The sequence below is a fragment of the Flavobacterium chilense genome (genome assembly GCF_001602525.1).
Taxonomy (GTDB): domain Bacteria; phylum Bacteroidota; class Bacteroidia; order Flavobacteriales; family Flavobacteriaceae; genus Flavobacterium; species Flavobacterium chilense.
The window spans coordinates 289,301-314,939 of sequence record NZ_LSYT01000002.1; the positions used below are offsets into that span (position 1 = coordinate 289,301).

At 30.9% G+C, this 25,639-nt stretch carries 18 protein-coding genes and 1 tRNA gene; 14 read left to right on the forward strand and 5 right to left on the reverse strand.

Annotation, left to right across the window (positions count from 1 at the left end):
• Positions 1–19 precede the first annotated feature (19 nt).
• The 3 genes from A4F88_RS06400 to A4F88_RS06410 all read left to right on the forward strand — a co-directional run bounded on the left by A4F88_RS06400 (position 20) and on the right by A4F88_RS06410 (position 8,266).
• A complete protein-coding gene (locus A4F88_RS06400; RefSeq protein WP_068841732.1) occupies positions 20–4,042 on the forward strand; it encodes a beta strand repeat-containing protein in 4,023 nt (1,340 codons plus the stop codon).
• Positions 4,043–4,165: 123 nt separating this feature from the next.
• Positions 4,166–5,563 (forward strand): glycosyl hydrolase family 8, encoded by a 1,398-nt coding sequence (locus tag A4F88_RS06405; protein ID WP_068841734.1) that lies wholly within the window; start codon positions 4,166–4,168, stop codon positions 5,561–5,563.
• Between the two features lie 114 nt (positions 5,564–5,677).
• Entirely contained in the window at positions 5,678–8,266 is a 2,589-nt protein-coding gene (locus A4F88_RS06410) for a T9SS type A sorting domain-containing protein (protein ID WP_068841736.1), read from the forward strand.
• An 85-nt stretch (positions 8,267–8,351) separates the two neighbouring features.
• Here the strand turns inward: A4F88_RS06410 and A4F88_RS06415 are convergent, their stop codons facing one another.
• Complete coding sequence (locus A4F88_RS06415; protein WP_068841738.1) at positions 8,352–10,475, reverse strand: Tex family protein; 2,124 nt, start codon at positions 10,473–10,475, stop codon at positions 8,352–8,354.
• Between the two features lie 112 nt (positions 10,476–10,587).
• Between A4F88_RS06415 and A4F88_RS06420 the strand changes: the two genes are divergently transcribed.
• Positions 10,588–10,857: a DUF1294 domain-containing protein gene (locus tag A4F88_RS06420; RefSeq protein WP_068841740.1), complete on the forward strand. Its 270-nt coding sequence runs from the start codon at positions 10,588–10,590 to the stop codon at positions 10,855–10,857.
• Positions 10,858–11,009: 152 nt separating this feature from the next.
• Here the strand turns inward: A4F88_RS06420 and rpiB are convergent, their stop codons facing one another.
• Entirely contained in the window at positions 11,010–11,441 is a 432-nt protein-coding gene (gene rpiB / locus A4F88_RS06425; protein ID WP_068841742.1) for a ribose 5-phosphate isomerase B, read from the reverse strand.
• Between the two features lie 169 nt (positions 11,442–11,610).
• Here rpiB and A4F88_RS06430 point away from each other — a divergent pair, with 169 nt between their 5' ends.
• The 3 genes from A4F88_RS06430 (at position 11,611) to A4F88_RS06440 (ending at position 15,018) form a co-directional block, all read left to right on the forward strand.
• Entirely contained in the window at positions 11,611–13,587 is a 1,977-nt protein-coding gene (locus A4F88_RS06430; RefSeq protein ID WP_068841744.1) for a hypothetical protein, read from the forward strand.
• Complete coding sequence (locus A4F88_RS06435; RefSeq protein WP_068841746.1) at positions 13,575–14,030, forward strand: hypothetical protein; 456 nt, start codon at positions 13,575–13,577, stop codon at positions 14,028–14,030. The genes A4F88_RS06430 and A4F88_RS06435 overlap by 13 nt, the downstream gene beginning before the upstream one ends.
• Before the next feature lie 151 nt (positions 14,031–14,181).
• Positions 14,182–15,018, forward strand: a complete 837-nt coding sequence (locus A4F88_RS06440) for a thioredoxin family protein (protein WP_068841748.1) — start codon at positions 14,182–14,184, stop codon at positions 15,016–15,018.
• Between the two features lie 758 nt (positions 15,019–15,776).
• On the opposite strand, the gene A4F88_RS06445 is transcribed toward A4F88_RS06440, so the two are convergent.
• The gene (locus A4F88_RS06445; RefSeq protein WP_068841750.1) at positions 15,777–16,010 is read right to left on the reverse strand and encodes a putative signal transducing protein; all 234 of its coding nucleotides are present in this window, start codon (positions 16,008–16,010) and stop codon (positions 15,777–15,779) included.
• 110 nt (positions 16,011–16,120) lie between these two features.
• Between A4F88_RS06445 and rnr the strand changes: the two genes are divergently transcribed.
• Genes rnr through A4F88_RS06460 form a run of 3 tightly spaced genes read left to right on the forward strand, consistent with a single transcriptional unit; the run spans position 16,121 to position 19,686 of the window.
• A complete protein-coding gene (rnr, locus tag A4F88_RS06450) occupies positions 16,121–18,301 on the forward strand; it encodes a ribonuclease R (protein WP_068841752.1) in 2,181 nt (726 codons plus the stop codon).
• A 24-nt stretch (positions 18,302–18,325) separates the two neighbouring features.
• A complete protein-coding gene (locus tag A4F88_RS06455) occupies positions 18,326–18,994 on the forward strand; it encodes a head GIN domain-containing protein (protein ID WP_068841754.1) in 669 nt (222 codons plus the stop codon).
• Between the two features lie 14 nt (positions 18,995–19,008).
• Entirely contained in the window at positions 19,009–19,686 is a 678-nt protein-coding gene (locus A4F88_RS06460; protein ID WP_068841756.1) for a LysE family translocator, read from the forward strand.
• 646 nt (positions 19,687–20,332) lie between these two features.
• Here A4F88_RS06460 and A4F88_RS25380 read toward each other — a convergent pair.
• Positions 20,333–20,403, reverse strand: a tRNA-Cys gene (locus A4F88_RS25380).
• Positions 20,404–20,498: 95 nt separating this feature from the next.
• On the reverse strand, positions 20,499–20,858 hold the full coding sequence (folB, locus tag A4F88_RS06470; protein ID WP_068841760.1) for a dihydroneopterin aldolase: 360 nt from the start codon (positions 20,856–20,858) through the stop codon (positions 20,499–20,501).
• Between the two features lie 107 nt (positions 20,859–20,965).
• Between folB and A4F88_RS06475 the strand changes: the two genes are divergently transcribed.
• The 4 genes from A4F88_RS06475 to A4F88_RS06490 all read left to right on the forward strand — a co-directional run bounded on the left by A4F88_RS06475 (position 20,966) and on the right by A4F88_RS06490 (position 25,637).
• Positions 20,966–23,083, forward strand: a complete 2,118-nt coding sequence (locus A4F88_RS06475) for a glutamine--tRNA ligase/YqeY domain fusion protein (protein WP_068841762.1) — start codon at positions 20,966–20,968, stop codon at positions 23,081–23,083.
• Between the two features lie 1,191 nt (positions 23,084–24,274).
• A complete protein-coding gene (locus tag A4F88_RS06480) occupies positions 24,275–24,754 on the forward strand; it encodes a hypothetical protein (protein WP_068841764.1) in 480 nt (159 codons plus the stop codon).
• Positions 24,755–24,845: 91 nt separating this feature from the next.
• A complete protein-coding gene (locus tag A4F88_RS06485; protein WP_068841766.1) occupies positions 24,846–25,172 on the forward strand; it encodes a YtxH domain-containing protein in 327 nt (108 codons plus the stop codon).
• A 114-nt stretch (positions 25,173–25,286) separates the two neighbouring features.
• Positions 25,287–25,637, forward strand: coding sequence for a competence protein (locus tag A4F88_RS06490; RefSeq protein WP_068841768.1), 351 nt, complete (start codon positions 25,287–25,289; stop codon positions 25,635–25,637).
• Positions 25,638–25,639 lie beyond the last annotated feature (2 nt).

The window sequence follows — 25,639 nt, forward strand, 5'->3', positions numbered from 1 at the left end:
AATCATTAAAGTAAAAAAAATGAAAAAAAATAAACTCTTAATTGTTATAATACTACTAGGATTCTTATCATTCGGAATGTCATATAGTAGTCTTATTAAGGAAAATTTTGTTGCTCCATTAGTGAAAAAGCTGGCAGAATCAGAAAAAAAATCTGTCAATACAATATCTACTGATAAAATAACTAAAAATAAAAGCAACACATTTCCGGCTAAAGAAAAATCAATTGATAAAACTGTAGTAGCAGCAACTATTAGTCTTACAAATGCAGTTGCTGTAAACGGTGGAGGAAATGCTTTACCAGGATCTCAGCTTGACTTTACTCTCACTCTGACTAATACAGGAATTGATGATGCGACAGGAACTACTTTTCAGGATATTTTAGACTCTAATTTAACCTTAGTACCCGGTTCTCTTAAAGCAACTCCTATTGCTGCGAATGATACTTATAATTGTATCGGAAATGTTGGAATTACTTTAAATGCCGCTCAGGGTATTTTATCTAATGATGCTAGTCCTGACGGAACACCATTATCCGCAGTTGTATTAGCAAATCCAACACACGGAACAGTATCTTTATCTGCAAATGGCTCTTTTACATACAATCCAACTGCAGGTTATTCCGGCACAGACAGTTTTACTTATACCCTAACAAGTGGCAGCGGAAAAACAGGTACGGGAACTGTAAATATAATAATATCAGCGCCAATATTTTTTGTAAATAGTTCAGTAGCCACAAACGGAAACGGTACTTTGGCTTCACCTTTTAAGACTCTTGATAATGCTACCGGAACAGGTTCAAATCCAATTTTTATTTATACCGGAACAGGTAGCAGCGGTACTACCTTGACTTTATCAGCAAATCAAAAATTGGTTGGTCAGGGAGCTACAGCCAGCTTAATATCTATATTAAATATTGTAGTCCCTACATACAGTAATGCTTTGCCATCGACAGGTGGTACAAATCCAACTTTTTCGGTTTTAAATATTAACAGTAATAATGATATTGAAGGTATAACGCTTTCCGGTACAAATGCCACTATTGCAGGCTCAAATGTTGGAACTTTAAAGGTAAGAGATGCTTCAATTAATGGCGGAAGTGCTGTTGCGGTAAATATTAGTTCCGGAGGTGCATTGGATTGTATTTTTAAAAGTATTTCTGCAAACGGAGCTCCTAAAGGAATATCTGTCAATAATTCGACTGGTAGTTTTCAGGTAACCGGAACAGGTACAACAGCAGGATCTGGAGGTACAATTCAAAATATAACTAACAGAGGTGCCGAGTTTATATCCTGTAGCAATATTTCCCTAAAAAATATGAATTTTACCAATTCAACTACCTCATCAGCTATTTGTTCTTCTCCGGCAGTTGATAATTCTTCATGTAATGGTTCCATACACCTAAAAGCGGTTACAGGTGTAACATTAGATAATATTTCAATTACTGGTACTAACAATGCTGTAGGTATTAATATTAATAATGTAACCAATTTTGCATTAAGCAATAGTACTTTGACAAATTGTGGAAGCAATACTACTGGTTCTGATGTTGGTGGTATATACGCCTTAAATTTGGGTGGTACAAGTTCTATAACCAATACGAATATTAATGATTCATGGGGACGTGGTTTTTATGCCTACAATGGTATATTATCTCAAAATCCAACATTAAATATGACGGTAACCGGTTGTCAATTTAAAAATTCATTTAATAAAGCAAACGGTGGCAGCAATTTTATTTTTCAGGGTTACGGAAGTTCATCTACTACTCTAACTTTAAAAGGAAATGATTTTTCTAATGCTAAAGAGTATGGATTACAACTAAATTTTGGCGGTACATCAATCAATACAATACAAGTTGGAGGAAACATTATAACAGAAGGAAATACTATAAATGCTGCTACTATAAGTCCTGGTAGTAATGGACTTTCATTGCAGGCTGTTTCAGCAGCAACGGTAAATTACAATGTAATAAACAATATTATTAAATCAAGTTTCTCTGCGGGTTTTACATGTAATATTGGAAATCAGGGAACGGGAACAATGAAAGGAAGAATAAATTCTAATATCATTGACGGAGCAGGAATTGGTTCTTCCTGTAATGGAATATCTGTAGCAGCTTACGAAAAAACAAAACATATTACAGAGATAAAAAACAATACGATTACTAATGTTAGTACCTATGGTATTGTTTCTGAATCTAATGATAATAATATTACGAATGGTAACGCCCGAATGGATGCTACTATTCAAAACAATACAATTAATTTAGTAACAAATGGTTATGCACATCTTGCCGTAATTTCTGTTGCTTTTTCTCCATCAAGTACTTTAATCAGTGCTGCTAATGTTGGTAACAATACAACCAATAGTCCTGTAACAGGTCTGGGAGCTGCAACTTTTGATGTTTTATCTCAAGGTGCAAACAGTCAGGTTATTTTACAAGGTCCAACTACTCCATATTCAAGTGGATCCGGTGATAGAACCGCAGCACTTACTACCTATTGGAATGCTAATAACGGTGCAGGACCAAGGACAGCTATAGACGAGCAAGGTGGAGGCACAATAGTGCCAGGAATCGTTTTAATTCCGGACAACTCATTGGCTTCAAAAATGGCACCACCTGTAAATATTGAAGAAACTCCATTAATAACTGAAGCTCAAAACACTAATAATCTTACGAATAAACCTGCTACTCAAAATAGTACTGCTAAAAACGCATCTGGAGAAACAATTTCTGCAGGGCCATTTACTTTACCGGCAGGAAAAAGTACTGTAATAACCTTTAGTGCAACCATTAATGCTGCAAACACACTACCAGCAAATACTTGTTCAGTAACCAATCAGGCATCTGTAAGTGGTTCTAATTTTGCAACCGTTAATTCTAATATTACCACAACCTCAATAAAACCTGCAAATGCTACGGTTACTACTGATACACAAAATATTACTTGTCTAGGAAGTACAACAGTGACTTTAAATGCCACCTGTCCTTTAGCAACAACTGCTACATGGTATACTTCGTTAACCGGAGGTACTAGTTTTGCAACCGGATCATCTGTAACTGCAACACCTACAGTAAACAATACTACGTATTGTGTAGCTTGTGAAACAGCATATTGTGCAAGTGACAGGGTATTAGTAAAAACAGTTACAGGTACTCCATCAACTTCATCCACTCAAACTGTTACAGCTTGTGGTACTTATACCTGGGCTGAAGATGGAAACACTTACACTACATCGGGAACTTATACTCATACGGTAGGTTGTGATACGAAAACTTTAAATTTAACCATAACTCCACCAACTTCATCTGCTCAAACGGTATCAGTTTGTGATACTTATACATGGGCTGAAGATGGAAACACTTACACTACTTCAGGAACTTATACTCATACAGTAGGTTGTGATACCAAAACTTTAAATTTAACTATAACTCCATCAACTTCATCTGCTCAAACGGTATCAGTTTGTGATACTTATACATGGGCTGAAGATGGAAACACTTACACTACTTCAGGAACTTATACTCATACTGTAGGTTGTAATACCAAAACTTTAAATCTTACCATAAACAATTCATCAGCAATTGATAATACTGTAAGCTTAAATTCAGGTTTATTAACTTCAAATCATTTAGGTGCTACTTACCAATGGTATAAATGTCCTAATACTTTACTTACCAACGAAACAAACCAATCGTATACTCCTTTGACAGTGGGCGATTATAAGGTAGAAATTACTGTTGGTAACTGTACTGTAACTTCTAATTGTATTACTGTTAGCAGTCTTGCGGTAGAACAATTTAACCAAAACGAATTTAAAATTTATCCTAACCCAAGCAAAGGAACAGTAAATATTGTTACTTCTTATGAAGGAAACTATATCATTATTGACCAATCAGGGAAAAAGATAAAATCAGTAAATCTTGATGAAAATGTGGTGAATACTATACATTTGGAAAATGTTTCTGATGGGATTTATATTATCAAAAGCATAAGCGACAGTAAAGTAAAAGCCCAGAAATTTTTCATAAAAAAATAAAGTTTTAAAAACTAATTATCTTTAAAACCAACATTTCAAAATCCAAATTACAATTGTAATTTGGATTTTTTTTATATCTAAAAAATCTTACTTTTAGAGTCCCTAAATCAAATAACAATAATTATGAAAAACCTACTTCTGATTACTGTTGCTTTTTTGTGTCTCAAAAGTAACGCACAAAAGCAGCCATTTCCCGCCAATGTTGTATTCAATAATGGCTTGATGCCAACTGTCAAAAACAGTCAGGATGCTAAAAACAATTATGATACCTGGAAAACCAATTTTGTAGAAGCCTGTTCTAATGGACGATATCGGGTAAAATTCGATTCTTCATGGGAAACTGTTTCTGAAGGAATTGGCTACGGAATGCTTCTTTCTGCATACATGGCAGATAAGTCTCTCTTTGATGGTCTTTGGTTATATTACAAAGACAATGTAAATGGCAATAAAGTAATGAACTGGAAAATAAACGGTTGTTCCGGAGCTATTGGTCAAAACGGAGCCACTGATGCTGAACTTGATGCTGCTTTTGCACTTATAGTTGCCGATTATCAATGGACAAGCACCGGGACTATCAATTATAAAAATGATGCCACTGCTTTAATTTCTGCCATAAAAAACTATGAAGTCGAAGCCAATACCTATGTTTTAAAACCCGGAGATCAATTCGGCGGAAGCCAAATCACAAATCCGTCTTATTTCTCCCCTGCTTATTACAGGGCATTTGGAACTTTTACAAATGATGCTGCTTTTTGGAATCAGGTTGCTGCAAAAGCTTATACTGTTATCAACAACAATCTAACACAAAATAATGCCGTAGGCGGATTGGTTTCTGACTGGTGCGAAGCTTCTGGGGCATATTCGTCTCAGGCCGGAGGTTATAATAACGCAGGAAAAAGTTATTCATATGACGCTGCAAGAACGCCTTGGCGAATTGCTGTTGATTATTTATGGTTTGGAACTGCCGATGCTAAAACTTATGCCAAAAAATCATCTGATTTTGTTCGTGTCAATCTTGGCGGATCTTCAAATATTAAAGATGGCTATAACCAAAACGGAACTTTAACCGGACAATGGCACAATGCTACTTTTGTTGGTGCATTTGCCTGTGCAGCAATGGCGGGAGAAAATCAAACACATCTGGATGCTTCTTATACCGATTTAAAAAATCTTAATGAACCCAATAGTTACTTTAATCATACCCTAAAAACATTGTATTCTTTTCTGTTAACAGGTAATTTCTATTTACCATTAAATGCCAATCTCTCCCATGATACTTTTGATATTGAAAAATCTACTGTTACGCTTTTCCCAAATCCGAGTGCTGATCGAATCACAGTTAACGCACCTCAGCAATCAACTATTTCAGTAATTTCTCTTTCGGGAAGTATTATTTATCAACAGAAAACAACTTCTGAAACCACCGAAATAAATCTGGTCAATCAATCATCCGGAATTTATTTTATAAAAATATCTAATGATGATTTTAAAAGTATTACCAAAAAAGTGATTTTGAAATAATCTTAAACATAGAAACTCCTAAATTAAAATCTATAATTTGGGAGTTTTTTTATTCTATTTTTTTAAAAGCATCTTGGAAGAAAATTATTATATATTTGATTAAAAAATTATTCTATGAAAAAAACTCTACTTTTTTTACTTTTCTTTTTACAATTTTTAACAATTGATGCCCAAAATTCAATTGATGTTGAACATGAATATGGATCATATCCGGGATTCTCAAATGGTAATGTTTTTTGTACAGCTACACAACCAGATGGAAAAATATTGGTAGGAGGTGCCTTTAGCTCCTATAGAGGAGACAATTCTTCAAATAATTTAATTCGTTTGAATCCTGACGGTACAAAAGATACAAGTTTTAATATTGGTTCTGGTTTTAGTAACTCAATGTACTCTAATTATATATCTTCTATTATTCTGCAAGATGATGGAAAAATGATTCTTGGAGGTGTTTTTACAAAATTTCAAGGATCACCTCAAAATTATATAATTCGTTTAAATTCAGACGGAAGCAAAGATGCTACATTTAATTACGGAACTGGTTTTATGGATAATCCAAATGGCAGTTCTACCATACTTACCATGGTAAAACAAAACGATGGTAAGATTTTAGTTGGAGGAGGTTTTTTAGGTTATCAGGGAATCGCTACTAAATATTTGATACGTCTTAATGCTGATGGAACTAAAGATACTTCATTTGATATTGGAACTGGTTTTAATTCTACTGTAAAAACTATAGTTTTACAAAATGATGGAAAAATAATCGTCGGTGGAGAATTTACTCAATTTCAGGGATTATCACAAAACCGTCTAATTCGTTTGAATACAGATGGAAGTAAAGATGCTTCTTTTAACGTATCTTCAGGATTTGATGCTACAGTAAATAGTGTTGTATTACAACCTGATGGTAAAATTGTAGCAGGTGGTTATTTTACGAGATATGTTAATGACACTCAAAATGGAATAGTACGATTAAATCCTGATGGTTCAAGAGACAAAACTTTTGATATATTAACAGGGTTTGGATTTGCTCCGTCTGTAACCGCTTTAGGTTTACAACCTGATGGTAAAATAATTGTTGGGGGTGCATTTCTTTACTATAAAGGAATTTCTCAAAATCATTTGATTCGTCTAAATTCTAACGGAACCAAAGATGTTTCTTTTGATATAGGAACTGGTTATGGAATCGGACAAACAGATCGTATTAATTTTATTGTTGTGCAGCAAAATGGAAAAATATTCACAGGAGGATATTTTAAAGATTACCAAGGTATTACAGTAAATAATATTTTATCTATAAATAGTGATGGAAGCAGAGATACTACTTTTGGAACAGGAGATGGATTTAACAATGCTGTTTATGCAATTGCGCAACAAACCGATGGTAAAACAATAGTTGGTGGTAAATTTACTAATTATCAACAAACTCTTCAAAGTAATCTTATACGCTTTAACACAGACAATTCAATTGATACATCTTTCAATACTGGCTCCGGTTTTTATTATTCTTATAATGGTACTCAAGGTATCATTAAATCTATAGCTATTCAAACAGATGGAAAAATAATGGTGGGCGGTTACTTTAATGCTTATCAAGGTATTAATCAAAAAAACTTGATTCGATTAAATGCCGATGGAAGCAAAGATACCTCTTTTAGCACAGGAAGTGGTTTCGTCCGTAGTTATGATGACTCAGACAGTGTTAACTCAATTGTAGTTCAACCTGATGGAAAAATAATTGTAGGAAGTGATATAACTCAATATCAAGGGGTTGTTTCTAAATATCTAATTCGTTTAAATACTAATGGAACTGTAGATACCTCCTTTAATATTGGAACTGGATTTGATGCTCCTGTTTTATCTGTAGCTCTGCAAAGTGATGGTAAACTGATTGTTGGTGGTAAATTTAAAAACTACCAAGGAGTTAGCCAAAACTATTTAGTTCGATTAAATTCTGATGGAAGCAAGGACAGTTCTTTTAATATTGGAACTGGGTTTGGTAGTCTTTATACAATAGGCGATGTTCATTCTATCGTTGTACAAGCTGATGGTAAAATAATTGTGGGTGGTAAATTTAGTTACTTTCAAGGGGCAAATCAAAATTATATAATTCGTTTAAATGCTGATGGAAGCAAAGACAACTCCTTTAACATTGGATCAGGATTTGGCAATTCTGTTTTATCTATAGCCTTGCCAAAAGACGGAAAAATAATAGTTGGCGGTAGTTTTTATAGCTACCAAGGATACCAATCTGTACACTTAATTCGTTTAAATACTGATGGGAGCATAGACACTAGAGCATCAGAATTTGATAGTTCTTCTTCTACTTCTGTTAATTCTATAAATCTGCAATCCGATGGTAAAATAATAATAGGCGGAGATTTTACTGCTTACAGAGGAAATAGTAATTCTGCTTCTTTAATTCAACTAAAAGGAACTGAGATTGCTTTATCAAACGAAGATTTTATCAAACAAAACAAATCATTTTCACTCTGGCCAAATCCGGTAAAAAATACATTAAACATCAATTCATTAAATGAATCTAATTACTCCTTGAAAATCTATGATTTGTTAGGAAAATTAATTTACGAAAAAGAGAATGTAAATACGTCAATAGATGTAAGTTCTTTTAAATCAGGTTTATATTTAATTAAAATAAAAGCCGAAAACGGAGAAACTTCTCAAAAATTCATAAAAATATAGTTTTCAAATTCGTAAAACTAAAAACTCCCAAACTACACTTGTAATTTGGGAGTTTTTTTATTTCTACTTTCCAGTTTGGAATTTTCTACAATACCATTGTCAGCTGAATTCTTTTTCTATCCTCATCAACCTCAGTCACTTTTACATCAACATGCTGATGTAGTTTAACCACCTCGTTCACGTCGCTTACAAAACCAGCTTTCAACTGCGAAATGTGAACCAACCCGCTTTCTTTGATTCCAATATCAACAAAACAACCAAAGTTGGTAATGTTATTCACAATTCCAGGAAGAATCATTCCGGTTCTTAAATCTTTAATTGATTTTACATTGGCATCAAATTCAAAAACCTTTGCAGACTTTCTTGGGTCTAATCCGGGCTTTTCAAGCTCTTTTATGATGTCTTTTAGTGTGAGTAAGCCTATTTCAGGTGTAATATAGTTTTCGGCCTTAATAAGGGCTGTTTTCTCTTTGTTTGCAATCAGGTCGTTTACCGAAAGTTTTAAATCTTTTGCCATCTTCTCTACAACCGGATAAGCCTCGGGATGCACAGCCGAATTATCCAGCGGATTTTTAGCATTCGAAATTCTGATAAACGCCGCACCTTGCTGATAGGCTTTATCACCCAAACGTGGCACTTTTTTCAATTGTTTCCTGTCTTCAAAAGGACCATTTTCAGAACGATATTGTACAATGTTCTCCGCCAGCTTCTCTCCTATTCCACTCACATAACTTAGCAAATGTTTACTTGCGGTGTTAATGTTAATTCCAACCGAGTTCACGCAGCGAATTACCGTATTATCTAATTCTTCTTTTAGTTTCGTTTGATCCACATCATGTTGATATTGCCCTACTCCAATTGCTTTTGGATCGATTTTTACCAATTCGGCCAACGGATCTGAAAGTCGTCTGCCGATAGAAACCGAACCACGAACCGTTACATCATAATTAGGAAATTCTTCTCTTGCAATCTTAGATGCTGAATAAACCGAAGCTCCTGCCTCAGAAACAATAAAAACCTGCACCGGTTTATCAAACGCGATTTTTTTGATGAAAAATTCAGTTTCTCGAGAAGCCGTTCCGTTTCCAATAGAAATCGCATCAATCTGATAGGCATTAACCATCGAACGAATTTTCTTGATTGCCATTGTTTCCTCATTTTGAGGTGCGTGTGGATAAATCGTTTCATTGTATAATAAATCACCTTTTTCATCCAGACAAACTACTTTACAACCGCTTCTAAATCCAGGGTCGATTGCCAGAATTCGTTTTTCACCCAAAGGCGGAGCTAATAAAAGCTGGCCTAAATTGTTAGCAAAAACCTGAATCGAATTGGCATCAGCTTTTGCTTTTGCTTCTTGTAACGTTTCATTTCCAATTGCCGGATTCAATAATCGCTTATAACTGTCTTCGATTGCTAATTGTAAATGTGCCGTAGTACCATTTTGCTTTTTAATGATAATTTCATCAATTACGTCATAAGCCTCATCAAGATCAACATCTACTTTCATCTTTACAAAACCTTCATTTTCTGCACGAAGCATTGCTAACAATCTGTGCGAAGGTGCTTTTGTCAAAGGTTCTTCCCAATCAAAATACTGACTGAATTTTTGTGCTCCTTCTTCCTCACTTTTCTTTTTAACCACTTTAGTGGCAATAGTTGCTTTTCGCTGAAACAGTCTTCGCAACTGTTTACGAACATAAATATTTTCGTTAATCCACTCCGCCACAATATCTCTTGCACCTTGCATCGCAGCTTCTTCGTTGATAACATTTTCATTAATATATTGAGTTGAAATAAAATCAACATCAACATCATTTTCTGACATGATGATTTTAGCCAAAGGTTCTAAACCAAACTCACGCGCAACATCTGCTTTTGTTTTTTTCTTCTTTTTGTACGGAAGGTAAAAATCTTCTATTTCCTGTAGATCAAAACTTTGTTCTATTTTTTGTTTCAATTCAGGTGTAAGCGCTTTTTGTTCTTCGATTGATTTTAGAACTGATTCTTTACGCTTTACAATCGTTTCATACTCTTTTTGCAATTTTGCAATCTGCTCAATTACAGTTTCATCAAGATTTCCGGTTGTATCTTTTCGATAACGGGAAATGAACGGAATCGTACAATCTTCTTCTAATAATTTTACTGTATTTTGAATGTTAATCGCTGCTGTTTGTACAGACTTGGCAATGAATTGAATATTAGTCATACTTTTAATGAAATAATTTCTTGATTACAAAATGAGATAATCTGCCTTTTAAATCTTGGCAGATTAATAATCACCCGGCTAAAATAATATCTTTGTTTTTAATTTTAAGCCTATGGAAGTTTTATTACTGTATTTTTTATTTGTAAATATCATTGTTTTTATTCTTGCCGGATATGATAAATATCAAGCCCGAAAAAACAAACAAAGAATTCCGGAAAATACCTTATTTTTCCTTGAGGCTGTTGGCGGAACAATTGGATTATTGATAGCCATGTTATTCTTTAGACATAAAACGAGTAAATCTTCTTTTATTGTAAAATTCTCATTTATTTTATTTCTTCAGATTGTTTTAGTTTATCTCAAATTAGTGGGTAAAATATAGATATTAACAATGTTAATAACCTTAAAAAGAGTTTTTTTAAACAACACAATTAATTGATTTTTAGATTTTTAAATAAAAAACCGGATGAATTTTAAAAATCCGCCCGGTGTGTTTATTTACATTGGTGCGAAGCACCCGATTTTTTTGACTTATTATGAGCAAGCAATTTTGTTTACTCTGTTTTGATGTCTTCCACCTTCAAAAGCAGTTGTTAAAAAGGTTTCAACAATTTCAACTGCTTGCGGAATTGAAGTAAATCGCGCCGGAATACTCACAATATTAGCATCGTTATGTAAACGGGTTAAATAGGCAATTTCTTTAGTCCAGCATAAACCAGCTCTTACTTTAGGGTGTTTATTAACAGTCATGGCAATTCCGTTTCCGCTACCGCAGATTACAATTCCAAAATCAGCTTTTCCTTCAGATACATCATTTGCAACCGGATGTCCAAAATCAGGATAATCAACAGAAGCATCTGTATCTGTTCCGTAATTTGTTACTTCATATCCTTTTGCTTCAAGCATCGCCACAATTGCTTTTTTGTAATCTGGTCCTGCGTGGTCGTTTCCTATCGAAATTTTCATTTTTAATACTATTAAGTTGTGTATTGCAAATTTAACCAAAGAATATGAAATATACTTTACTTATTGATTTGTTTATTTTTCTGGTAATACAAAAAATAAAGATTTGTTTATATGTAAGTTTTATATTACTTTGGCGAAATTAACCATTTTATAACCAAAATTATACGCCATGAAAAAAAGTAAATTTATCAATCTATTTTTATTTCTTATTACTTCTCTCCTTTTCTACAATTGTAATAATGAACCTTTAGGAGACAATATTGAACTAAGTGAAGCTTCAAAATTATTGTCCAATATAAAACAAGAAAATACAACTCTTGATGAAATTAAAAATGACTCTTATTTAAATTCTATTTTACAAAAAGCAACTAAAAATATTAAAAAGAATAGAAGTACTTCTAAAAATTTAAATACTGAATCATACAATTTAGATTTATCCAATCAGGTAAAAAAATATGTTTTAAATGATTATAGTTCATACACAATGGCAATTATTAATAACTCTAAAAATTCTGATATTTTTCAAAACCTTGTTATTGAAAAAGATATATTAAGAGATGCAGTATATTTAATTACCTATTATCCAGATGAAAATTATAAAGAAGCTATAAAAAAACATCTTGTAAACATAAATGATGATATTGATTATACCGGAAGTAAAAAAATAGAATATCTATACTATAAACGAAAAGTAAATATTGAAGAAAAAGCTTCTGATTCTAAAACAAGAAAAACGACAAATGAAATAGCTCCAGATGATAATATAGATGAACCATATACAATTTGTGTAGAAACTTATACTCCTACAAGATGTACTGCAGGAGAGAATCATTTACCTGGTCAACCTTGTAAGGGTACAGGTAGTCAGCGCGCAGGCTGGGTAGTAACAGTTAGTTGTACTAACATACCAACCCCGGTACCACCAGTACCAATAGGTCCTCCACCAGGAGGGTGTACTGGTTGTACAGAACCTGCCGATAACTCAAATAATAATACAAAATTTTTTCCGCCAGATAGTCAGAACCCCAATTGGATACCAGAATATATTTGTGTAGCAATGGAAAGAGGTAATTGCACCAAAGTAATACCTTATACACCAATTTTAACAATGCCAATGACAGATCCTTATTTTTATTATATCAATGTCTTTGATAGAAACAAGGTAGATCTTTTAACAAGGTTTGAAAATCAAGATATCAAAACTGTAATCGATGAATATCTCGATAGTCATAAAAACTATATGGGTGTATATGATATAGAAACGATAAATTTGGTAAACAATGTTTTTGATGCAGCAATTGCAAATCGACCATCAGGATCTTTTGAAGGTTCTCTTACTGATGTTTGGGCATCGTTAAGATCTCCTGTAAATGTAGATCGTACCAGTATTAATAATGATACTCCTGAAGGAAGAAAATTTAATAGTATTTATAATGCTTTGACTCAATCTCCTTCATTTCAAAAATTATTTGTTGATTTGTTTGAGAATAGTGATAGATTTAATGTAAAATTTGAAATTCTTGACCATGTTTATTCAGGTAATAACTCAGTAAATGGAGAAGTAAACGGAAATACAGAACTAATAGCAGGAACCAACGATGTTCTTATACAAATAAATAAACAAATAATTCTTCCTGGTATGACCAAAAGCCAAAGTAAATTATTAATTGCCAAGACCATCATGCACGAATGTATACATGCATACTTAGATATTAAACTTAAAAACTCGGGAGCAGGTGTGAGTATACCAAATATAAACAATAAAGATCTTTCTGAGCTTATAAATAGTCAATATAATGGTTTTAACGGAAATCAGGATCAACATAATTTTATATATAATCATATGTTACCCACTATGAGAACTATTCTTGCAGATATAAAGGCTTTTTTTGTTTCAGAAACAGATGATTCAAATATATCAGACAATTCCATATATCCAAATTATCCAGACGTAACTACACGTATAAGTTTTGACTGGAATGACTGTTTGAATAATATTGTTTTAAATGGTTTACAAAACTGTTCTTTTTTCCAAAATGAAATAGGAACATTTTTTCCTAATGGAGAACCAGAAACAATAGTAGACAAAGTAAAAATGAATAATTACAATCAATATTTAAAACTATGTGATATATGGTTACATTAAATAAAATGACTCTATTTATATTTTTTCATTTTTTTTTAGGTTTAAAAATTTATTCGCAAAATCTAAATAAAATTATAGAAACCGATACTATATATGTATTATTTAAACAAACCAAAAACAAACAAATATATATACCAACAAACAATAAAAAATGGGCAGAGTATCATTTTGTTTTTAAAAATTCTAGATTCACTCCTGTTTTGTTCTATCATACCCCTAAAACTCCTGAAGAAAAAACAGAAAAAAAATCATTTTTAAAAAAGAAAAAGGATATTTTAATAGATTATGATCATTTAATTAATCTCTTTAGTTTTCAGGGTGCTCAACAACTTTTTCTAAATAAAAAGAAAATTTACATAATTGATAATAAAGACATCAATTGTTTTACTATAAAACTAAAAGAGGTCAAAATAATAGATTATTTTCAAACTCCAGATGATTAGATTTCTGAAAAAGAAGATATTAATTTTTATACCTGTCTTGTCTTAACCTACTTAATAACAACTGGAAAAACATTACATAAATATAAGATTAATCTCAGTATAAAAATTTTTCAAACATGAATTAAACTATTAACGAAACCTAAAAACTACAATGAAAAAATATACTATTATACTAATTCTATTTACTTTTCAAATTAGTCATGCTAATTGGCTTACCTCATACGAAGATGCTCAAAAAATGGCATTAACTACTAACAAATTTATTATTATTGATTTTTGGGCAACCTGGTGTGCTCCTTGCTTAGAAATGGATAAAAATATATGGAATGATGATCAACTTGAAGAAACATTACAGGGATTTGTAAAATTGAAAATTGATATCGATATAAATAGAGAGCTAGCCAACAAATATGGGGTAAACGGAGTTCCAAATATCTTAATTATAGATGCTAATGGTAAAGTTATTCATAATTTTTTAGGATATCAAAATGTACAAAATTTAAAATCTGAAATAGAAAAATTCAATTTATCTACTGAGTTTTTATCGACAGATTTATTGAATTATTATAAAACTAAAAACTTTAGTACTACTATAAAAATAACTCAAAAATATTATGATTATTCTTTATTAGTAGATAAAAATGTAAAAAAGAAAATATTAAACACGTCCAGAGAATATCTTAATGATTATAAAATAACATTGGATAAAAAAGATAAAGATTTTATCAAACAGAAACAAAAATTAGATCTGTATAAGTTATATGATTTAGCATATAACTTCGAATTTAATAAATTGAATAAAAAAATTTCAGAATTTAAAATTGAAGAAATAGATCCTATAAACGAGTTTACATACTGGTTTTTAAAGTATTTAGCTGTAAAAGGAACTTCAAAAACAACAACCCAAATAGAGGAAAATCTGAAAAACAAAGATTTAGGAAATGTTATAAACAAAGTTGATCAACTCTATTCATTCTGTAAAAAATGAATTGAATCGCTGAGACATTAAATAGTTCGTTAAACAATAATTTCACTAATTTTTTACTTATTAACTATTAAAACCAGTTTTCAAAACAACTCAAATATAATTCGTGTAAATTCGCGAAATCGACAGCAAAAATTCATTTTTCACAACTAACTTACTGTCAAAACATTAACAGTTATTAACAATTTTAATATCTCTATAAGAAACTGATAATCAATATATAATACGCATTAATTTTGTTAAAATTTTAGAGTGTTAATACCAAAACCTAATTCGTTGATATTCAGTTAACTTTAAGTTAACATTATTTGTTAATAAGTTCGAAAAGAAAATTAGAAGTTTTTTTTGGTTGTATCGAAAAAAAGCCTAATCCAAAATCGGAATGAAATAACCTAATAAAGTTTCAGGAATTTTTGGAAAAGTTATCAATATCAAAAATGCCATTTTCAACAAATATCAACATATGAACTTATCTACAAAATGAATTCATTTTTGGTTGTCAACCGTTGTTAATTAAAATACAAAAAGTCTTATAAATTAATCTTTTAGCTAAAAATAACTATGTTAATAACTCCCAATAACTAAGAGAAACTTCATTTCAATACTTTTAAAAATAAATTTATAGCACATATTAACAAGCTATAATAACAAACAAAAATTAATTTAATTTAAATTTTTCTTTTTGTTGTATTTAATATATGTTGACAACTTTGAAAGTTTAAAAAGAAAAAAAAAATTGAAATTGAAAAAAATAGAAGAGTTTAAACGATTTTAAGTGGATTATTTAGATTGTCCAGAATTTCCTGAACTTGTTCGAAATCGTTTGGATGAACTTTGAGTTTGATTCCGCCAAGTGCTGCAGAATAAAAAGGAACCACAGAAAGTGTTATTTCGTTTTCAAAAAAATATGGAATTTCTTCTTGTTCCAGTAAGTGTTTGAGAACAACCGTTTCATGCTGATAATTGAATACTGCAATGGTTTTAAAGCTTTCCATATGAGGTCTTTTTGTAAATGTACGAAAAGTTATATTTTTAATAATTCTAATTTTTAAAAAGTGTTATCTAATATCTTATTTGTAATTTTAAGCCTTATAAGAAAAGATATATGAGTAAGAAAATTAGAAAGCCGATAAAAAATGAGAAAGATTTCTCTGGAAAAATACTAAAAATTTTATCACAAAGCCCTAATAAAGCATTCAATTATAAACAGATAGGAGCAAAGCTTGAACTTGATGATACAAAAAGCAGAAATCAGATTATAAAAGATTTAAAAATTCTGGCTGCTTCAAAAAAGATTATAGAATCTGAACCTGGTAAATATTTAATTAAAGCCATTAGTCAGGATTATTATGAAGGAACAATAGATATGACCAGTCGAAAAACGGCTTATTTTATTTGTCCTGAATTTTCAGAAGATGTTTTTATTCCAACCAATAATTTGAATCGTGCGTTAGATAAAGACAAAGTAAAAGTTTACGTTTATAACAGAAGAAAAGGAAAAAGACCTGAAGGTGAAGTAATTGAAGTTGTAGAAAGAAATAAAACAGAGTTTGTTGGAGTAATTGATATTCAGGCAAACTTTGCTTTTGTAGCAACTGCAAACCCTAAAATGTATACCGATATTTTTATTCCAAAGGATAAAATTGGTGAAGCAGAAAACGGTGATGTTGTACTGGTTACCATTGAAGACTGGCCAAAAAGAGCCGATAGTCCGTTTGGATCTGTGATTCGTGTTTTAGGAAAACCCGGAGAACATAATACAGAAATTCATGCTATTCTGGCAGAATATGGTTTACCATCTGATTTTCCGGTAGAAGTAGAGGTCTTTGCACAAAAACTAGATACCTCGATTCAGGAATCTGAGATTGCAAAACGTCGTGATATGCGTGATACACTTACGTTTACGATAGATCCAAAAGATGCAAAAGATTTTGATGATGCCTTGTCTTTCAAAAAGTTAGAGAATGGAAACTTCGAAATCGGAATCCATATTGCCGATGTTTCCTATTATCTTGAAGAAGGAACAATCCTGGATGATGAAGCATATCAAAGAGCAACTTCGGTTTATTTGGTAGATAGAGTAGTGCCAATGCTTCCCGAAGTTTTATCTAATTTTGCCTGTTCATTACGTCCAAATGAAGAGAAATATACTTTCTCTGCAATATTTGAAGTTTCTCCCAATGCACAAGTTATTAACCAATGGTTTGGTAGAACAGTAATATACTCAGATCAGCGTTTTGCTTATGAAGAAGCACAATATATCATTGAAACAAAAGACAATACAATTCCTGTTGATATCTCAATTACAGGAGATTCTTATGTCGTATCAGATGAAATTGTTGATGCAACTTTGAAACTGGATGAATTAGCAAAGATTTTAAGAAAGAAAAGAATGCAAAATGGCGCTATTTCTTTTGATAAAGTAGAGGTAAAGTTTAATCTGGATGCAGAAGGTGAACCTGAAGGAGTGTATTTCAAAGTATCAAAAGATGCGAATCATCTGATTGAAGAATTTATGCTTTTAGCCAATAGAAAAGTGGCTGAATACATAGGAAAACAAAAGAAAACATTCGTTTACAGGATTCACGATGAACCAAATGAAGACAAATTAATTGCAATGCAAACCGTAATTGCTAAATTTGGTTATAAAATAGATTTTAGAAACAAAGGAGATATTTCGAAATCACTGAATGCTTTGATGGAAGAAGTAAACGGTAAAAAAGAGCAAAACTTAATTGATACTCTCGCGATTAGAAGTATGAGTAAGGCCAAATATTCGACAGAAAATATTGGACATTATGGTTTAGCTTTTGATTATTACAGTCATTTTACATCGCCAATTCGTCGTTATCCGGATGTTATGGTACACAGATTGCTGCAGTATTATCTCGATGGAGGAGCTTCTGTAGATGAAGAAGTTTATGAAACAAAATGTTTACATTGTTCTAATATGGAAAGTTTAGCGACAAATGCTGAACGAGACAGTATCAAATACATGCAGGTTAAATACATGCAGGATCATCAGGATGAAGAATTCCTTGGTGTTATTTCCGGTGTTACCGAATGGGGAATTTATGTTGAAATTGTTTCTAATAAATGTGAAGGAATGGTAAGAATCAGAGAGATAAAAGATGATTATTATACCTTCGATGAAAAGCAATATGCTTTAGTTGGAGCCACTTCAAACAGTATCTTGCAATTAGGAGACGAAATTTATGTTAAAGTAAAAAATGCCGATTTAGTGAAGAAACAACTGGATTTTCATTTTTTACGACGAGCAGAATAGAAGTTTAATTTAAAAAATAAAAGTATGAAAAAGTTATTGATAGGAGCTGCAATTTTATTTGTTCAAATGTCTTTTGGTCAGGTTACCAAAGATGTAGGTGATTTTGATTCAGTTAAAGTATTTGATAAGTTAAGTGTAAAACTAGTACAGTCTTCAGAGAATAAGGTTGTGATTAAAGGAGCACGCGAATCAGAAGTTGAAGTTGTTAACAAGAAAGGTTTATTAAAATTAAGAATGCCTTTTCCTAAATTATTATCCGGAAACGATTTAGATATTACTGTATATTACAAACATTTAGAACTTATAGATGTTAATGAAGGTGCAGAAGTAAAAAGCAAAGAAGCCATAAAAGCTACAGTTTTTAAAGTAAGTGCTCAGGAAGGTGGTAAAATTAATGTTGCTTTAGATGTTGATAAGCTTAACGTAAGTTCAGTTTCAGGAGGAGAAATTACTTTAACCGGTAAAGCTTCAAACCAGGATGCAAGCTTAGGAGCCGGCGGATATCTTCTGGCAAGTAAATTAAGCACCTCTCAAACTAAAGTAAGCGTTTCTGCGGGCGGAAAAGCAGATGTGAATGCTTCTACCCTTGTAGATGCAAAAGTGAGCGCAGGAGGCTCTATTTACATTTATGGTAAACCAAAACAAATTAATCAGAAAACCGTTTTTGGAGGTAAAATTGAAGAAGTAAAATAAGAAATGCTATTTGAATGATAAATGATATTTTGGCTGGACTGCCATGGGGACTTTTTTTAAGTTTTATGGTAGGTCCGGTATTTTTTATACTATTAGAAACCAGTATTACAAAAGGATTCAGAGCTGCAATAGTCTTTGATTTTGGTGTAGTATTAGGTGATATTTTTTTTATAGCAATTGCTTATTTAGGAAGTTACAGATTAATTCAGAGCTTAAAAGATAAACCTGCACTTTTTATTTTTGGCGGAATTATTATGCTGGCTTACGGTATTATTTCTTTTGTGAAATTAAAAAAAGAAGAGAAAATTAACGACGAAGAAATTGATCGTGACATTATCAAAAGAAACTATGGTAGTTTGTTTATAAAAGGCTTTTTACTCAACGTTATCAACATTGGTGTATTAGGTTTCTGGCTGGCAGTTATTATTTCTGTAGGACCAAAATTAGAAATGCAGAACTCCAGAATGTTTACTTTTTTTACGTCAGTAATTATAACTTATTTAGTAGTAGACTGTCTTAAAATATTATTAGCCAAACAATTAAAATCAAAAATGACACCTACTAACATCTTAAAAATCAAAAAAGGAATTAGTATCGTTTTAATGATTTTTGGAGTAGTGTTAATAACTCAGGGATGGTTTCCAAAAGAAAAAGAAATGGTTAAAAATGCTTTCGAAAAAATGGATAAGTAGTCTGTTAATAACTCAAAATTATAAAATTAAACCTCTGAATTTCAGAGGTTTTTTTGTGTTTATAATTGTTGATTTTGAAATTTTTGCAAAGTTATTTACGTATAGTTTGTCATTTCGACGAAGGAGAAATCTCCGCGATATGCTCGACAAAGATTGGACAATTGTTGCGGAGTTACTTGCGAAGATTTCTCCTTCGTCGAAATGACAAGATTGTGTTTAATTCTTCATTTAAATATAAAAATTAACCATTAAAAAAAACCTCCAAAGCAATTTGAAGGTTTTTGAGGTATCGTCCGGATTCGAACGTAAATCTTTATCTAATTTTTTCTAAAAATTGCTCATAAAAAAAAACTCCAAGTTTCCTTGAAGGTTTTGAGGTATCGTCCGGATTCGAACGTAAATCTTTATTTAATTTTTTCTAAAAATTACTCATAAAAAAACCTCCAAGTTTCCTTGAAGGTTTTGAGTCATCGTCCGGGTTCGAACGTAAATCTTTATCTAATTTTTTCTAAAAATTATTCATAAAAAAACCTCCAAGTTTCCTTGAAGGTTTTGAGTCATCGTCCGGATTCGAACGTAAATCTTTATCTAATTTTTTCTAAAAATTATTCATAAAAAAACCTCCAAGTTTCCTTGAAGGTTTTTGAGGCATCGTCCGGATTCGAACCGGAGTAGGAGCTTTTGCAGAGCCCAGCCTAGCCGCTCGGCCACGACGCCATTGCTTGAACGGATGGCAAAAGTAACTAAAATCTTTAAATTTCAAAAGTTTAAAAGTAACTATTTTAAAAATTTAGTTTTTTTAACTTTAATAATTACCCTCTAATCTCCGTCATTTTTATGGTAACTGTTTCAACATCACCACCAATAGGAGGATTTATTTTAGAAACCCAAACCGTTGTTTTTTCTACTGTTTTTATTTCTTCAAGCACACGAATATTGATTCTTTTGGCAACATGTTCTAATAAATGCGAACGAATTGCCATTTCTTCGGTAACAATTTTGTTCAAATGAACATAATCAACCGTGTCCAGTAAGTGATCTGTCTGAGCTGATTTCTGCAAATTAGTTTTAACTTTTAGATCAACTGTATAATCAGATCCAATTTTTCCTTCTTCAATCATACATCCGTGGTACGAAAAAGTACGGATGTTTTTTAATTTTATAACTCCCATTTTCTTATTATTTAGGACTTAAAGTTTCAGGTTTTGTGCCACTTAAATAACTTTAAACCTGAAACCTGAAACCTTTTTTTTATCTTTGCTAAAATTACTATAAAATAATGGCATCAGAAGAGAAATCACTCAATTTTATTGAACAAATCATAGAAGAAGATTTAAAATCAGGTCTTTCTAAAACTAAACTTCATTTTCGTTTTCCACCAGAACCAAACGGATATTTACATATTGGACATGCAAGTTCTATTGCATTAAATTTTGGATTAGGGATTGATTATCAATCTCCTGTAAATTTACGTTTTGATGATACGAACCCTGAAAAAGAAGAACAGGAATTTGTTGATGCAATTAAAAAAGACGTTGAATGGCTGGGATATAACTGGTCTGAAGAACGATATGCTTCTGATTATTTTCAACAATTGTACGATTGGGCTGTTTTATTAATTAAAAAAGATAAAGCATATGTAGACAGTCAGTCTTCTGAAGATATGGCGATTCAAAAAGGAACACCATCAACTACAGGAACTGATAGTCCGTATAGAAATCGTTCTGTTGCAGAGAATCTGGATTTATTTGAAAGAATGAAAAATGGTGAATTTGAAGCCGGAACTCATATTCTTCGTGCTAAAATTGACATGAAATCAACTAATATGTTGATGCGTGATCCTATCATGTACAGGATTTTACACAAGCATCATCATAGAACGGGAGATGCATGGAAAATTTATCCAATGTACGATTGGGCACACGGACAAAGTGATTATTTAGAGGGTATTTCACATTCATTTTGTACACTTGAATTTTTGCCTCACCGCGAATTATACGATTGGTTTTTAGATCAGATTTTAGATGAAAATAAACTACGTCCAAAGCAAAGAGAATTTGCCAGACGTAATTTATCACATACTGTTGTTAGTAAAAGAAAATTACAGCAACTAGTTAAAGAAAAGCATGTTAACGGTTGGGATGATCCAAGAATGTCAACTATTTCTGGGTTAAGAAGAAGAGGTTATACAGCTGCATCTTTACGTAATTTTGCTAACACAATTGGTATTGCAAAACGTGATAATTTAATCAATGTATCAGTTTTAGAATTTTGTATTCGTGAAGATTTGAACAAAATTGCACCTCGTGTAATGGCAGTTTTAGATCCGGTAAAATTGGTTATTACCAATTATCCAGAAGGAAAAGAAGAGTGGCTTGAAGCCGAAAATAATCAGGAAGATGAAAATGCAGGATTCAGAAAAGTACCTTTTTCACGTGAATTATATATCGAAAGAGAAGACTTTTTAGAAGAAGCTCCGGCAAAATATTTCCGTTTGACTTTAGGAAAAGAAGTACGCCTTAAAAATGCATATATCATTAAAGGTGAAAGTGTTATAAAAGATGCTGAAGGCAATATTACTGAAATTCATGTAACTTATGATACTGATTCTTTGAGTGGAAGCGGAACCGAAGCAAGCCAAAGAAAAGTGTCCGGAACTTTGCATTGGGTTTCTATCCCTCATGCAGTTCAGGCAGAAGTTCGTTTGTATGATCGTTTGTTTATAGATGAAGCACCAGATAGTTATAAAGAGAAAAATTTCTTAGATTTTGTTAATCCAAATTCATTAGAAATTGTGACAGGATTTGTTGAACCAAGTTTAGCAACTGCTCAAAATGAAGATAAATTTCAGTTTCAACGTTTAGGTTATTTTACTGTTGATAAAGACTCAACTCTTTCAAAATTAGTGTTTAACAAAACTGTTGGATTGAAAGATGCCTGGGAAGAAAAAGGTAAAAAAGAAGAAAACAGTATCAATAATTCTTTAAAAGAAATCAACAAATATTTTAAAGTAGAAACAAAACCGGAACGTATTGCGATTGAAAGTGCAATAGGGGAGAACATCAAAAATGTTTCAAGCTTTTCTTTATTACAAAATTCATTAAAGAAGAATATCAACAATAATAAGGCTTCGTTGTTGTTTTCTCAGTTTATTTTAAAATATTCAAACTGGAAATCTGATGATTTTGAAGCTGATGATGTGAAGAAATTATATTCAATGTCTTTAAAAAGTGAATCAACTTACGTTCGATCAAAAGCACTTTTAAATTTAAGAGATATTGAAAACGAAAGTTTCAGAAATCAGTTTGATGACGAAATTTTGAAATTATATTCAAATCCTCCAAAAAATGCTTCTGAAAGAGAAATTGAAATTCTTTCTGAAATGGTAAAGAAATAATATAATCAGAATCTATTAAAAAGCGCTTTTATAAGCGCTTTTTTTTATTATATATGAATTCTATTAAAAGATATAATTTTATAAATATTTTAGATTAAAAGTGACTTTCATAAACTTATTTTAAGCTTATTTTTTACTTCTTTTAACTCATTAATCATCTTTTAAAAAATCGTTTAATACAAGCTTTTATTTTAGTTTTAGCTATCATTTTAAGTAGTTTTTCCAGTTTTTAACATAGAATTGTTTATAAAGTGAATTTTAAATTAAAGTCAATTAAAATTTCTACCCGTTTTTTGACTTTTTTAATTTGATGACAATTATTTTTATAATTAATAAATTATAATTATCGAAAAATTATTTATAGTAATTTATTATTATTATTTAATAAAACTATTGAATTTGTATTTTTAATAATATATAACGATTAAAATAGGCTTTTATAGATTAAATTTCAGCTATTTTTTTATTTCTTTGACCTTATGAATCATCTTTAAAAAGATCATTAATTAGAAGTCTTTATTTTAATTTTCGATTTTATTTTATCTTTTTTATGCTTTTCAGGAAAGATTTTCTTCTAAAATCGTATTCTGATTTACTTTTATAGAATTTTTACCAGAGAGTTTATTGAATCAATTTTAATGATGTAAAATAATATTTGATTAGTTTTTTATTATTATTTATATTTTTTATTTAAAAATATATTTTAATAAATTATTTTTATTAAAATCAACCTTCATAAATCGATTTTAAGACATTTTTTTACTTCTTCTATGTCATTAATCATCTTTTGAATTATTGTTGATTTTTGATCTTTATTTTAATTTTTGACCTTGTTTTTCTTAGTTTAACGGGTTGTTAACATACAATTGTTTATAAAGTTGGTATTTTTATAAAAAGGTCAAATCTAAAGTGTCAAATTTCGAAATACACTTAAGAATAGAATCTGAGTTTTTCTAAAATTTAAAAAATGTGTAATTTTTGATTTTAGATAGAATTCTAAATCTGAATTCTAAAAATTGATATTATGGTCAATTTGAATTGTGATTGCATTTTGATAATACTGTAGCGTAAAAGTATTTTTTTTAAAGTATTTCATAATTTATAAATTTCATAAAATTAGTTTTATGGGTTATTAGAAATTTTGTCTTTTGTTTTGGCATTAAACAATTTCAATCTTTAAATTTTAATCTTATGAAAATCTTATTTTTTACGCTATCGATTTTATTTGCTAATGTAGCAATTTCTCAAACGCACCAAATTACAAAACACAATGGGGAACAACTGGATGTTAATTTTATAAAATTAGAAAATGATCTGGTTTATTATTCTTTTAACGGAAGTTCTGAAGAACATAAAATCAGTAAATATGCTGTTTCACAATTAACCAATAAACAAACTAATCAAACTCAGAAAATTTCTGATAAAGTAATAGTAGATTCAAAATCAGATTATAAATTCGTTACAGTTTTATCTCAGGACAAGACAATAGGTTTAAAACAAGTAGCTAATTTTTCAGGAGTTTCGACAAAAACAAAAGGTGAACCGCCAATTGCAAATCAAAATCAAACAGCTATGAGAATCAAAACACAATCAGCTTCAAATGGATATCCGTTTGTGAGCATCATAGAAAAAGGTGATGGTAAGTATGAGGCAGTTGCTTATGCGTATTAAATTTATTGTTAATTTAAATTAAATTACGATTAATCAATAATTTATAATTCAAAAAAAGACTACCTTTATTAATCAATTAAATTTTAATATTATGTCAAAAAATTTAAATACTATTGCAGCAATCCTGGCGGGAGCTGCAGCAGGAGCAGCTATTGGGATTTTATTTGCTCCGGACAAAGGATCTAAAACACGTGCAAAATTAAAAGAAGGTATAGATGATGCTGCACATAATCTGAAAGATTCATTATCAGCAAGTTCTGAAGTTTTACGTGAAAAATTTACTCACGCAAAGAAAAATCTTGATGGAACTTATGATGAATTACTTTCTAATATGAGTTATAAAACAGAAGAAGTAATTACTTTTTTAGAATCTAAACTAGCTGACTTAAAAGCGCAAAACGCTAAACTTCAGAAATAATAATACATAAAGCACAAAGCTTAATGTGATTTTGATGATTACTTTGATTATAGTATAATCTTAGTTCAATTATAAATTCATAAGTTTTGTGCTTTTTTAATTTTAATAACCATTATGGCTTTTGAAGAATTAAAAGAAAATACTGAAAATATTCAGGATCAGGCTAAAGTTTATCTGGACAGTCATCTGGCATATTATAAACTTTGGGGATTTAAGGTTGCAATGAAATCAACAACTTTAATTTTTAAGTTTACTTTGATTTTGTTGTGTTTTAGTATGGTAATGATTTTTGGATCTTTTGCCGCTGCTTATGCTTTTGGATCTTTGTTTGAAAGTAATGCACTTGGATTTTTGGCAGTAGGAGGGATCTATTTAGTATTTACCATTTTACTTTTCTTTATAAAAGACAAGTTTGTTGAAGGTCCTATATTAGAAAAATTCTCAGAAATCTTTTTTAACGACTAATT

Excerpts from the sequence above, each read along its gene's own strand:
- A4F88_RS06480 (WP_068841764.1), top strand. The coding sequence starts at position 24,275 with ATGAAAATCTTATTTTTTACGCTATCGATTTTATTTGCTAATGTAGCA.
- folB (WP_068841760.1), bottom strand. The coding sequence starts at position 20,858 with ATGGGAGTTATAAAATTAAAAAACATCCGTACTTTTTCGTACCACGGA.
- A4F88_RS06440 (WP_068841748.1), top strand. The coding sequence starts at position 14,182 with ATGAAAAAATATACTATTATACTAATTCTATTTACTTTTCAAATTAGT.
- A4F88_RS06460 (WP_068841756.1), top strand. The coding sequence starts at position 19,009 with ATGATAAATGATATTTTGGCTGGACTGCCATGGGGACTTTTTTTAAGT.
- A4F88_RS06435 (WP_068841746.1), top strand. The coding sequence starts at position 13,575 with ATGGTTACATTAAATAAAATGACTCTATTTATATTTTTTCATTTTTTT.
- A4F88_RS06415 (WP_068841738.1), bottom strand. The coding sequence starts at position 10,475 with ATGACTAATATTCAATTCATTGCCAAGTCTGTACAAACAGCAGCGATT.
- A4F88_RS06445 (WP_068841750.1), bottom strand. The coding sequence starts at position 16,010 with ATGGAAAGCTTTAAAACCATTGCAGTATTCAATTATCAGCATGAAACG.
- A4F88_RS06485 (WP_068841766.1), top strand. The coding sequence starts at position 24,846 with ATGTCAAAAAATTTAAATACTATTGCAGCAATCCTGGCGGGAGCTGCA.
- A4F88_RS06420 (WP_068841740.1), top strand. The coding sequence starts at position 10,588 with ATGGAAGTTTTATTACTGTATTTTTTATTTGTAAATATCATTGTTTTT.
- A4F88_RS06455 (WP_068841754.1), top strand. The coding sequence starts at position 18,326 with ATGAAAAAGTTATTGATAGGAGCTGCAATTTTATTTGTTCAAATGTCT.
- rpiB (WP_068841742.1), bottom strand. The coding sequence starts at position 11,441 with ATGAAAATTTCGATAGGAAACGACCACGCAGGACCAGATTACAAAAAA.
- A4F88_RS06475 (WP_068841762.1), top strand. The coding sequence starts at position 20,966 with ATGGCATCAGAAGAGAAATCACTCAATTTTATTGAACAAATCATAGAA.
- A4F88_RS06490 (WP_068841768.1), top strand. The coding sequence starts at position 25,287 with ATGGCTTTTGAAGAATTAAAAGAAAATACTGAAAATATTCAGGATCAG.
- rnr (WP_068841752.1), top strand. The coding sequence starts at position 16,121 with ATGAGTAAGAAAATTAGAAAGCCGATAAAAAATGAGAAAGATTTCTCT.
- A4F88_RS06410 (WP_068841736.1), top strand. The coding sequence starts at position 5,678 with ATGAAAAAAACTCTACTTTTTTTACTTTTCTTTTTACAATTTTTAACA.
- A4F88_RS06405 (WP_068841734.1), top strand. The coding sequence starts at position 4,166 with ATGAAAAACCTACTTCTGATTACTGTTGCTTTTTTGTGTCTCAAAAGT.
- A4F88_RS06430 (WP_068841744.1), top strand. The coding sequence starts at position 11,611 with ATGAAAAAAAGTAAATTTATCAATCTATTTTTATTTCTTATTACTTCT.
- A4F88_RS06400 (WP_068841732.1), top strand. The coding sequence starts at position 20 with ATGAAAAAAAATAAACTCTTAATTGTTATAATACTACTAGGATTCTTA.